The sequence below is a fragment of the Verrucomicrobiia bacterium genome (assembly GCA_035946615.1).
Taxonomy (GTDB): Bacteria; Verrucomicrobiota; Verrucomicrobiia; order Limisphaerales; family UBA8199; genus DASYZB01.
In genome coordinates this window covers 1-11625 of sequence record DASYZB010000141.1, presented here as the reverse complement: position 1 = coordinate 11625, position 11625 = coordinate 1, and the positions used below count along the sequence as shown (strand labels likewise).

The 11625-nt window shown below is 56.4% G+C and carries 10 protein-coding genes; all 10 read right to left on the bottom strand.

The genetic code is table 11. From position 1 onward, the window contains the following. Window positions 1-915, bottom strand: a 915-nt coding sequence (locus tag VG146_20440) for a right-handed parallel beta-helix repeat-containing protein (protein HEV2394727.1), incomplete at its 3' end; no start/stop codon positions are given. A 273-nt stretch (window positions 916-1188) separates the two neighbouring features. After that, the gene (locus VG146_20435) at window positions 1189-3384 is read right to left on the bottom strand and encodes a polysaccharide biosynthesis tyrosine autokinase (protein ID HEV2394726.1); all 2196 of its coding nucleotides are present in this window, start codon (window positions 3382-3384) and stop codon (window positions 1189-1191) included. A 24-nt stretch (window positions 3385-3408) separates the two neighbouring features. Then, on the bottom strand, window positions 3409-4140 hold the full coding sequence (locus VG146_20430) for a polysaccharide biosynthesis/export family protein (GenBank protein HEV2394725.1): 732 nt from the start codon (window positions 4138-4140) through the stop codon (window positions 3409-3411). Between the two features lie 89 nt (window positions 4141-4229). Continuing rightward, the gene (locus VG146_20425; protein HEV2394724.1) at window positions 4230-5474 is read right to left on the bottom strand and encodes a hypothetical protein; all 1245 of its coding nucleotides are present in this window, start codon (window positions 5472-5474) and stop codon (window positions 4230-4232) included. Between the two features lie 41 nt (window positions 5475-5515). Continuing rightward, entirely contained in the window at window positions 5516-5692 is a 177-nt protein-coding gene (locus VG146_20420; protein ID HEV2394723.1) for a hypothetical protein, read from the bottom strand. 147 nt (window positions 5693-5839) lie between these two features. Beyond that, on the bottom strand, window positions 5840-7201 hold the full coding sequence (locus VG146_20415; GenBank protein ID HEV2394722.1) for a lipopolysaccharide biosynthesis protein: 1362 nt from the start codon (window positions 7199-7201) through the stop codon (window positions 5840-5842). A 295-nt stretch (window positions 7202-7496) separates the two neighbouring features. Next, window positions 7497-8684 carry a DUF1080 domain-containing protein gene (locus VG146_20410; protein ID HEV2394721.1) on the bottom strand — a complete coding sequence of 396 codons (1188 nt, stop codon included), beginning with the start codon at window positions 8682-8684 and terminating at the stop codon, window positions 7497-7499. A gap of 183 nt (window positions 8685-8867) precedes the next feature. Continuing rightward, a complete protein-coding gene (locus VG146_20405) occupies window positions 8868-9035 on the bottom strand; it encodes a hypothetical protein (GenBank protein ID HEV2394720.1) in 168 nt (55 codons plus the stop codon). A 156-nt stretch (window positions 9036-9191) separates the two neighbouring features. After that, a complete protein-coding gene (deoC, locus tag VG146_20400; protein ID HEV2394719.1) occupies window positions 9192-10052 on the bottom strand; it encodes a deoxyribose-phosphate aldolase in 861 nt (286 codons plus the stop codon). Window positions 10053-10110: 58 nt separating this feature from the next. Then, window positions 10111-11241, bottom strand: coding sequence for a Gfo/Idh/MocA family oxidoreductase (locus VG146_20395; protein ID HEV2394718.1), 1131 nt, complete (start codon window positions 11239-11241; stop codon window positions 10111-10113). Window positions 11242-11625: the final 384 nt, after the last annotated feature.

Genomic DNA, 11625 nt, shown 5'->3' with positions numbered 1-11625 from the left:
CCCCGACCAAAAATAAATATTCTTCGCATTACCCATCACCGCGTTGTTCACAATCGTATTGTCCGATGAAGGCGGACTGTAGGTTTCATCTCCCAAGGCAATCCCGGCTTGCGAGACATTCGAGCAGACATTGCCCGGTGTGCAGTACACCAGGTTGCCGCGGCAAACACTGAATTTGGTGTCGGAGAGGTAAATGTTAAGCTGGTTATCATAAACAGTGTTGCTCTCGATCAGCGTGTTCTGCGCCTCGAACGTCGATAACCCTTCGCCCCAGTTGTTCCAAACCTGGTTGTTCCGCAGGGTCACATTGTTGGCCCCGCGCGCCGCGCTCAATCCCGTGGACCACCCCCCTCGCAACTGCTGAAATTGCTCGTTCGACTTCGCGTTGTAGTACACCTGACACCCCTGCACCAGGCTGTAGCTGGCTGACCCGCTCACGATTATCCCATTCTCCATGTTGGACTGCGAGTTAACCCCCAGCGCCTGGTCGTAAGGCCCCGTAAGCGCCAACCCCACCCAATTGCTGCGCTTTATCGTGATGTTCTGCACCACCGCATTGCTGCCCTCTACCAGGAACAGATTTCCCCACGATGATGACGGATTTGTGTACACACCATCCATGACAACTGTCTCCCCGGGATAGCCCGAGATCGTCACGGGCGACGCCGCCGTGCCCGAGGACGGCGCCCACGCGGTTTGATAATAAGTGCCCCCGCGCACATACAACGTGTCGCCTGGCTGCAAAACGCCCGCCCCTTTGGTTACTGTCTCAAAAGGGCTTCCTATTGTCCCAGGGTTCGAATCGTTTCCATCGGTTGCCACATAGTATGTCGCGCCAAAAAGCAATCCTGCCCCCCAAAAAAACCAAGCCCCCACCACTAGCGCAAAGATTGCCCTCGTTCGTAAAGGTGTCATGTTGCGGTTCATGCTGACATTTTCGTGCCCTTCAAATCCAGCATGAAACATGCCCGCTCGAATCACCCATCCATGCAATTTCAGCCTGTTTTTAGCGTCTTTCTTCTATTCCCAGGAAAATTCTGGGACACTCTTCGTTGTCTTTTAGCCGACACTCCGTGCCCGTCAATTCGTCGCCGGTTTTCCTTCCGGCCAATTGATCTCGTCATGTTTTATCATCGCCGGGCCGGCGAGGCCCGTTGCCTGCCGGCTCGGCGATTCTTTTCTCCGCCCCTAAATATCCTGGTTCGAGCCTGTCCCGCCCTTGTTCCCATTGCCGCTCTGCGTGGCAATCCCCGGAAGAGACACCGTTTCGCCTTTGTAATAATCCGCGCTATACTGGTAGTAATAATCTGTGGACTGGGACGCCCGATTGTAAATAAGACCCAGCACCTTTACCTTCCTCTTGCTCAACCGTTCCAGCGCCTCACGAATCATCCGCGCCGACGTGTAGGAGGCGCGGACCACCAGGAACGTTCCTTGGGTTTTTGCTCCAAGACTCCCGGCGTCGTCTGTGGCCAATACCGGCGCTGTATCAATCAATATGTAATCGTAATGCGCCCGTAGCTCTTCCAGCATCCGTTCCATTGCACCCAGGAGAAAGAGTTCCGAACCACTCGCCTCAGATTCCCCGGCTGGTAAAAGCCACAGATTTGCCTGTGATGTCGCCACAATGGCTTCCATTGCTGTTCTCTTTTTGCCAAGCACTTCTCTCAACCCGGGACTGAGCTGGACCCCAAAAATCTTGTGCATCGAGCTGCGTCTCACATCCGCATCGATAATCAATACCCGCTCGCCGGCCAGCGCCAGCGTCGCGCCAAGGTTCGCTGTGACCGTTGTCTTGCCTTCCTTGGGCACGGCGCTCGTGACCATGATCACCCTCGGGCCCGCCGGCAGTTCCGACATACACAGCAGATGCGAACGCAGATTGCGAAACGATTCGGTGAATGAATGTTGCTCCTCCGGCGGGCAAAGCAGCCTGCCACCCCCGCCGCTCCAACCCAAGCGGCTCTCCGGGACTTGTCCAACAACCTCCTCCGGCAGGTGCAGGCTCAGTTCAGTCGCCGAACTAAAACGATCGTCCGCCGCCGAAAGCACCAGCAACAACGCCAAACCGGCCACCAATCCCGCCAGCACACCCGCAGCCGCAAATTTGTATTTGCTTAATGTCGGGCGGGCCGCGGAGGCTGGCGCAAGTTGCGTGAGCGCTTCCCGTTCCAGCCCCTTGGTGATATCGACCGTCTGCACCAGGCTTAGAAGCCGGCTGTAAAGCGCATTGCACCGCTCCAATTCCTGCTTCATCCGGTCGTGCTGCGCCAGTTTCCGGCTCGCCTCAAGCGCGTTGGTTTGCCAAGTCCGATATTGCGCCTCTAAATTCTCAACCTGCAGTTCCAGAGACTTCTTCCGGTTCGTCATCTGGGCCAGGGCTTGTTGCTCCCCTTGCTGCTTCAATGTGTCGAGCAATTGTTCCAACCCCGCTATCTCCTGGTTCATTTTGACCATCTTTGAATGCGTCGGACGCAGCACCTTGGCGAAATCATCCCGCTTTGCCTTCAATAATTCGAGTTGCTGCAGCGCGGCGAAATAGCCTGATTGCTGCGCAGCCCCGCTCGAAGCCAACCCCTGCGCCGCTTGCTCTCCAGGAACCGACAAACCCGTTGATGTCCCAACCGGCGCTTGCGCAATGTCCTTCCATTGCTCCGGAGTCAACAGTTCCAGCAGGCGATGTTCCGTCCGGAAATCGGACAATTGTGTATTCAGCCTAGCCAAATGGCTCCCGGCGCTCAACCCGCTCTCCGTTAAGAAGGAGATATTGTTTGAGCTCTCAAAAGCGCTGAGTTCCCGCTCCCTATCCGCAATCTGTTGCTCCTGCTGGCTGATCTGCTCCGTGATGCTCGAAAGGGCATTGGCCGATGTCTTCCTCCGTTCCTCACTCTTGAAGCTCAGGTACTCGCCAACCACCGCGTCCACGAAAAACTGCGTGGCGCCCGGGAAAGCGCCCGTGGCGCTGACCTCCAGAGTCGAGCTCTTGGGAGAACTCTTCACCGCCAGCTCAAATGGCCTTTCCCCCGGCGCCTGGCCCGGAAATCGCGCGCGCACCTTCTCCAACGCCCGGCTCTGTATCAGCCGGCTCTTGAGCAGTTCCGCCTGCGTCCCCATGTAGCCGCTCAATTCTTCCGAGTACAGCCGCGCTCCTTCCGGCAGTTCCAGTTTGTCGCCCAGCCATAAAATGGCTTGCGACCGGTAACTCCGCGGCGTCATCGCGGAAAAAATGACCCCCGGCACCCCGCAGACGATCAAACTGACGACCGGCACCCACCACCATTTGCGTAAGACGTTCCAATACCGCCGTCCCTGGGCGCGAAGCAGCGTCGCTTGCGCAAACCGGTCGGGAACTACCGGCTCAGGATGATGATTATCCAGGCTCATAGCAGTGGACCCCAGTTCCGCCGATCAGTAAAAATTAACCGCCCGTGCAGGCACATAAATCAAATCCTCCGATACAACCGGCACATCCAAGTCTGTCCTTCCCTTCTCCCAAATCTCCGTCACGTTCACATAAATGGTTTTCCCTGGCTTCCCATGCGCCCCCGCCCGAACTACGCGCACTCGCTTTTTATCCGCAAAGTCCGTGAACCCCCCCGCTTTGAGAATTGCCTTGCTCACCGTCCAGGTTTCGCCTGCGGGAATCTCCTGTGGCCCCGTTACTTTCACCTGTCCGACCACATAGACCTTGCGTCCGCTGAGCGTCTTGTTGAGCTGATCGATCCCAATGATGACCGTCGCTTTGTAGTAAGTGGTTTTCTCGAGCTTGGACTTTATCTCCCGTGCCACCTCTCCACAGGTCTTTCCCACCGCCATCACCAGCCCCAACTCCGGCACGTCCAACTCTCCCGCATCCGTAACCGTCAGCAGCTTCGCGTCCTCCTGGTCCTGCAATACGCGGAAACTGACCCGATCCCCCACCGCCAGCCTCTGTTTCTCATCCAACCCGTCCATCGCCCCGGCCAAAATCACGTGCCCCGGCTCATTGGTTCCAATCTCCCCTGACTGCGGACCCTGCGCGGTGGATGCGTCCGCCGCAAATGCCGCCCCAGCCACCAGGCTCATGACTATCAGCACTCCCAATAAAACGCACAGCCGATATCTCGAAAACACTCCTCCACCGTTCGTTCTCGAATTCACATCAAACGCTCCCTCTCCCTTCGGCAGAAGACAGGGCTGATGTCTTCCCACATCTGCCATCCTCGCTGCATTTTCCACTTTCATCTCTTTCAGAACTGATACGTTGCCTCTAGCGTCACCCTGTCCTGGCTGAACCCATACGCCACAATATCCGAATCTTTTAATCGATAATCGTAGCTCAGCCCCAACCGCCAATTCTGGGTCAGCGTGTACGCAGCGCCTATCCCGCCACTGACATAATCAAACGTCTCATGATACAGCGATGGTACTCCCGAGTTGTATGACTCCGTGTAATGCGTATATCCCAGGTACGGCGCAACGCGCAGCGCCTGGGTGGCATTCCACGTCAGCGCGTACGTCACGTGCGTCCCCTCCAGGTTTGCTGCATTAATCCCAACCTCATTGTCGTGCGACACAACCAGCGAGTGGCTGAAAAACTTGTTGATCGTCTGATCCAGGTTCACATAGGCGTAGAATGTGTTAAACCCGCCCAGCCCATACTGGCTGTCCAGGTCCGAGTCGTATTGCACCCTCTGGTACCCAGCCCCCACCTTCACATTGATATAATCGGTCAGCTTCAACTTTAGCGCCGGCCCCAACCCCGCCCGCCAATGGTCGTTGTAACGCACATTATCGAATTGGTTCCAACTCCCGGCAGCCTCCATGCCAACCGACGCCCTGGGCATCACAGAGAGAAAGGCGTCTGCGTTGAAAATCTCCGAGTGCCGATCAATGAAATTGAAGGCAGACCCATTGGATAACAGGTCCTCATGATGATACCCCGCATCCACGACCAAGTCGTGCAAATCCCAAGTCGCCGACGCCCCCGCCCGATTATCGAACCGTGCAAAACGCCCCGTATCGTACACATTGAAAAACTGTCCGCCTGTTTCAAAAAACGGAAGTTCCTGGTATGAAAAGACCTCGCTCAGAGTGATGCGAAAATCGCCGGTATAAATGTGAAACTCCAAATCCGAGTTGGGATTGATCGTCGGCGTGGAACTGTTCAGGTCGCTGTTTTTGAAATAATGGTAGTATTCCAAGCCTAGGTTGACCGAAAGCGTGTTCAATTGTCCAATCGGGAAAAACGCCCCCGCATTGACCTCGGGCGCCAGGATGAAATCATCCCGTGCGTTCTCGTGGGTCAAATAGACGTTATCAACATAAATCCCCTGCGCGCCCGCGCTCAAATTGATCCCTCCCCCTCCCAAACGGATATTGTACCGGCTCGGCACGCCCGCTTGCGCCTGCGCCTCGGCTGCCGCCTCGCTCGCCACCGACTGGCCTTCTTGCTGCCCTCTGCACTCCTGGCCCTGTTCGAGCAACGCCAGCATGCCAAGTGCAGGAGCTAAGAGGAGCTTTGAAGAAAGAGTGCTCACATCGATGTCAAATCCTTCGCGGTTAATTCCTCCAATCCCAAGGGATGGAACTCTTTCGGGAGCCGATCTTTAACCTTGCTCGGCACATGAATCCCATGATCCGCCTGGTAAGTGGTTCTTTTCACTCCCGCCTCGTATTCGAACCGGCACATCAGTTTTTCAAGTCCAGACACAACAAAACTCCGATAAATTCATAGCGCAAACCCTTCGCCTGGAACTGCTTTTTACCTACCAAAGGATTCGTGATTCGTCAAGGCGGTTTTAGTCGTTGCTAATGCAAACCTTATCGGGAAAAGTACGTACTGATTTTACCCTAGTCCCTAAAATGACTGCGACTCGTCATTGCCGTTTTCGACCGCAATCTCCTCCCCACCTCGTGCTCCCCAGCTGCGCATCTTGTGCAATCTCCACCAGATATACAGAATCAGTGCCGTGTTAAACACCGCCCCCGCCACACTCAGCGTGATGACTGTGTAAATTGGCAATAACCACTTCCCACCGGCAATTAAAACACCGACCCGCGTCGCCAATAAACCCAGGTCGTAAAAAAACAAATCACGCTGCAGCCGCAGAATTCGCAGTGACAGCGCTGCCGGCACATTGCAAAAAGCGGGCATCAACCAAAGCAGCAGCCATCTGCCGTAATGGCCCGCCTCCCGCCACTGCTGGCCAAAAACAAATCCAAACACTGCGGGCGCGGCAAGAAATCCAATAACCGCTGGAACGACAATGATCGCTGCCAGCGCGCCCGTGGACTTTAAAAAGGGCGCGTACAAATCCCCGCCATTGGCTTTTATCTGGCTAAGTCGTTGAAAGAGCACCTGGCGCGTGGAGGTTAAAACGAAATTCATCGGAACCTGCAAGAGCCTCATGCCAAAAGCGTAATACCCCGCCACCTCCACACCGTAATAATGCGCCAGGGCCAGCACCGGGACACCCTGCGACAACGCATTCATCACGTTTTGCGGTGTGCCGTAAATGGCGAATTCCTTGTATTCAAGGGCCTTGTGCCATAACGCGCGCCAATGCGCCGCTGCTCGAATCATGGCAGCGCTCTGACGGCATGCTGCCCACCCCAGAAATACCGCGGCAGAGGCATCGGCAAGCACCCCTGCTGCTATCAAACCTGCCCCGCCAACCCCAGCTAATCCCCCCCCAGTTTGCGCCGCGCAGTTCATCGAGGATCGCAGGACCTGCGATTGCGAAGTCCTCTTGAACGCCTTCACCCGCGCGCACCACGACGCCAGCGATTGGCTCATCCCCAACAGCAGAACCGAAATCGGCACAAACCACACCAGCCGCCCCAAACCGCCTAAGCCGATTAACTTCAACACCGGACCGGAAGCAACTAGACAGAAGACCGCCGTCCCGGAAGCAATCAAAACCGCCGCCCCGCAGGCCACCAGCAGGAGCGGCGCTGCCTCTCGATCCTCCTTGGGCAACATGACCGTATCGGAATAATTGAGAGTCACCGCCGCGACGATCACCATTGTCAGGGACAAATACGCCCCAAATTCGCCAAAGTCCGGCGGCCCGTACAACCGGCTCAAAATGGGTGAGAACAAGAACCCGATCAGTTGCGCAACCGCAGTTCCGGTCATCACCACAAACACATTGCGGAAAAAGGCCGGCCCAACCAATTCCTTCAGCCGCGCTATGCCCCATGTCCTTGCCGTTTCCACTCAAGTCTCAGCGTTAGATTCGGCTTTGACCTTATCCCTTCCAATTCTACAGGCAACATTGAAGCCGAACGAGTGGCGGTGCATTATGGAAGTACGGATGTGTTCCAGTTTGGTCCACGCCCAGAAACGCGGCGCCAAGGCCGCCTTGATAAACACCCGGCCGCGGCTCGCGAATGGATAGAGGATGCATCTCTTCGGCGATATGCCCCGCACTCCAGGGGCTTCGCCCAAGCAGAAATGCGCCTTTTTCTATCTTCGCGTAATGCGCTGGGCCATCTTTGGCTGCTGGCCCGTGCTACTTTTTATCCCAGTTGTGGTCTTTGACGATTTTTTCGAGTTGAGCTTTGCCTTCGTAATCTTCGGGGATGATGTCCCATTTGGCGAGGTAACGGGACACATCGCGCAGGTGTTTGATCTCATCTTTCCTGGCCGCCAGCTTGTCTTCAGGGAGCTGCTGCAAATCGGATAGGTACTGGGTGGCCAGGTCCCCTGCCCTTTGGGCTGCCGCATCATCTCTGTCGTACACGAGGGACTCGGACAACCGCAGCAATTCAGGGAGAGGGTCTGAAGGGTTTTTGAGCTGGTCGGCTTGCTGGCGGAGCATGGCGGCAATTTCCTTGCGTTTGGCCATGGTGGCTTCGGTGGTCAGATAGCCATCCGTGCCGCCTTCGATGGCATTGGGGGGGAGCGGGCGATACCAGATATTGCGATAGCGCACCGGGTTTCCATGGTCCTGGAGTTTGAGCGGCCCCGCCTCCGGGAAGGGCTCAGGTTTGGCACGGCGCATATGGCCAGTAGGGCCTTCGAGCCGGGTATGGTCCTGAAGCAAAACGCCGTTAAGAAAGACGGTAACGGAGCCGGGATCGATTTCCTGGCCTTCCTTGTACAGCGGACGGCGAAAAACGATGTCATAGGACTGAAACTCGCCCGGGGGCTTCAAGGCGTTTGCCAGGGGCGGGTTAACACCGTACACGGCGCCGGCAAAACCGTCCGCATAGGTCGGGTTATTGTAGTTATCCAGCACCTGGACCTCGACAAGGCCCATGAGGAAAACGCCGCTGTTGCCGCGACCCTGGCTGTGGCCCTCGATTTTCGTCGGCGCGGCCCACTCGACGTGGAGCTGGCAATCGCCAATTTTGTCCTTTGTCCGGATGAACCCGGAGCCGGGCACGCATTCCATGGCACCATTGTTGATCACCCATTTGGTCGGAACGCCCTCCCCTTCGTCTGCTTCCCAATGACTCAGGTCGTGACCGTCGAACAGGATAATGGCGTCGGAAGGCGGTTTGCCGGGCTCTTCCTGCGTGCTGCAGGTGCCTGGCGTGACGGGTTTGGGTTGTGGCCGATTCCGGTCATGAACCGCCCAGGGATGATGCTCATCCGGCGGGTCGCCGTAAAATGCCGAGCCGGTGTCCGCTGCCTGAAGGGCGGAAGCGACCGACAAAAGGGCGCAAATCGCAAGGGTGCGGGGGTATGATTTCATAATGTATTGAGATTCATTTTGGAGGGTTGTTAGGGGTTCGGGGTTTCAAGCGCAGATGAACAATAAAGTTGGAAACTGAAACCCCACCTAAGCGGTTGATTTTCAACGCGAGTCATTTTGGCTTAGGACAAATAAGGTTCGACACCGGAGGGCATTTTTGAGGGTCAGGTCGCCGGAGGCAAGCTAATAAAGTTTGAAACCGGGGGCGCAGGGGTCTTCTGCTGGTTCAACCGCTTCCTCAAGAATCATCAACCCCTCATCGAGATGGCCGCCAAGCCGTTCTTTCAACCCCAGGAGTTGCGCCTCTCTGACCACTTGCCCGCCGATCAACTCAAAACCCGAGTCGCACATGCAGGGGCCCGATTATTTGAACGTGCTCAAAGTCACCGACCTACCCCAAGTCCTCGACATGCTCGAAGCGGCGCGCCTCACACGCGTTAGTGTGGTGTTCACGAAATGAGTGGTCAGCCTGAACAAGAGAAAACCCGGAAAACGCAGGGAGAACCTCTATTTCCTCTGTTTCCTCCTGTTCAAAAGAAGGCCACTCAATTGCTGAACATCGCATGTTTTTTGTCGCGGACCAGGTTCTTTGTATTGGGAATGGACGTGTTCTCGCGACAAAGAACTGCGCCCCGCTTGGGCGCGTTTCTTATATTCATCCAGGATGGAGGCCGTGGCCGACGCGCCGCAGCGAGTAGCGCCCAGCTCGCGCACGCGAATCAGACCGTCCAGATCCCTCACCCCGCCTGCCGCTTTGACTTGGACCTTCGCGGAAACGCTGGCTCGCATCAACTCCAGGTCCGCTTCGGTCGCCCCTTTATAGCTGTATTTCCCATCCGCTCCTTTCACAAAGCCGTAGCCGGTCGAGGTCTTGATCCAGTCAGCCTCGGCGCGTTCGGACAGCACGCAGAGTTTGCGCTTGAAATCACTGCTATTCAGACCCGCTCCCCCGCTGGTGAGGTAATCATTTTCGAAGATGACCTTCACTTTGGCCCCGCGCCGGTGCGCTTCCTCGCATACTGCCCGGATATCGCGCTCGACGTAATCCCAGTCGCCGCTGAGGGCTTTGCCGATATTGATGACCATATCGATTTCCACCGCGCCGTCGTTGCAGGCCTGCTCGGTCTCATACCGTTTGGACTCGGTGGTGCTGTTGCCGTGGGGAAAGCCGATCACCGCGCCGACTTTTACATCGGTATCTTTGAGCAACTGTGCCGCTCGTTGCACGTAGTACGGTTTGATGCATACCGACGCGACTCCGTACCTGGCGGCAAGTGCACACCCTTCCTCCAATTCCTGATCAGTCATGGTCGGATGCAGCAGGGAATGGTCGATCATTTGCGCGAGTTGTTCGTAGGTGTATTTCATATCGTTTTGGGCTGCGAATCGCTGTAAAGAGTCCACAAACACATTAAAGTCAAGGTGATCAGTCTTTCCCGCCTCTCACGCGCACCCATCGCCTGGTCTGGTGGCTCTTGTGAATCGCCTCGCACACCGCCACCTCGTAATGACCGTCTGCAGGGCTCGCGAAGAGCCGCTCGCCTCGGCCACCATTGACAATACAGGAATATACCGAGCGGAAGAGCATTTTGAAGGTGTCTGGAAAGCCTTCTACATGGCCCGGAGGATAGTCAATATACGGTGCAATGTCCGGACCGAAAACAGGGGTCCCCCGCACGGCCGTTTCGTTGGCTGTGTCCCGGTTTCCAAAATGCAAAGTCTCCGGTTCTTCGGAACACCACCAGGCGGACTTTTTCGTTCCGTAAATCTCCAGGCGAATACAGTTCTTCCGCCCGGCTGCCACCTGGGAGACGGTCAGGTTCCCGCGGGCTCCGTTGTCGAACTCAATGAGCACGCTCGCAAAATCATCCGTGGTAACGTTAAACGCAACGGATTTCCTTATGCCGTCGGCTTTAGCGAAGGTCTCCACCTCGCCCAGGGGCCGTTGGCGAGTTCGATGCCAGGTGCTGAGGTCGGCCAAAACCGATTTGATCCTGGCGCCTAGAATGAACGAAACGGTGTCCATCCAATGGGTGCCAATGTCAGCCACGGCGCGCAGCTTCCCGCCTTCCTGTGGGAGCAAACGCCAATTGTAGTCCGTGTCTTTGAAGAGCCAGTCCTGCAAGTACGACCCGTTCACGTGAATGATCTCGCCCATCCCGCCTCGGGCCACCATTTGGCGCAACTGCAGGACTGCCGGGTAGAACCGCACATTGTAATTAACGGCGAAAACGGCGCCGGTTTTTTGGGCCTTCCGGGTAATGGCGGTGGTTTCCCTGGTGTTCATCGCCAGGGGCTTTTCGCAGATGCAGTGCTTGCCTGCCTCCAGCGCGGCCAAAGCCATGGCGCAGTGCAAACGGTTTGGCACGGTAATATGCACCACATCCACCTCGGCAGAGCGCAGCATTTGGCGGAAATCCCCAAAGGCCCGGGGAATGCCAAATTTCGCGGCGGCCGCCTGCACTCGATCCGGCAAGTCGCACAAAGCGACCACTTGCACCCCCAACCGGCGCAATGCTTCCATGTGCACCGGACCGATAAAACCTGCGCCAATCACGCCCGCGCGGAGTTGGTGAATTTGTTTACTTCTGCTTGTGGCGGTCCTGTTGGTCTGAGCCACATCGGAGTGTTTCGCGGTTGATTTCACGGGCACCGATGGTGAGACGCGGGTCCTCCCGCGTCAATAGCAGGCCTGACCATCGCATGCCGACGCACGTTCGATTTTCCGAGGCACAAGTGCGGTCCTATATCGCTGGGCAGGATGCTTGGTCATCACCGGGAGCCTAACGAGCCTAACCTAACCCTGATCCGCACGTAATTTTCTGAAAAGACGAAAAAACTGCTTCTAGGCGCATTTTTTCTGTTGACATGATATAGATAGTATGTCTGTATCACACGCATGTCTGCGCGCATACCCACTCAACATAAGTCCCCCTTCGAA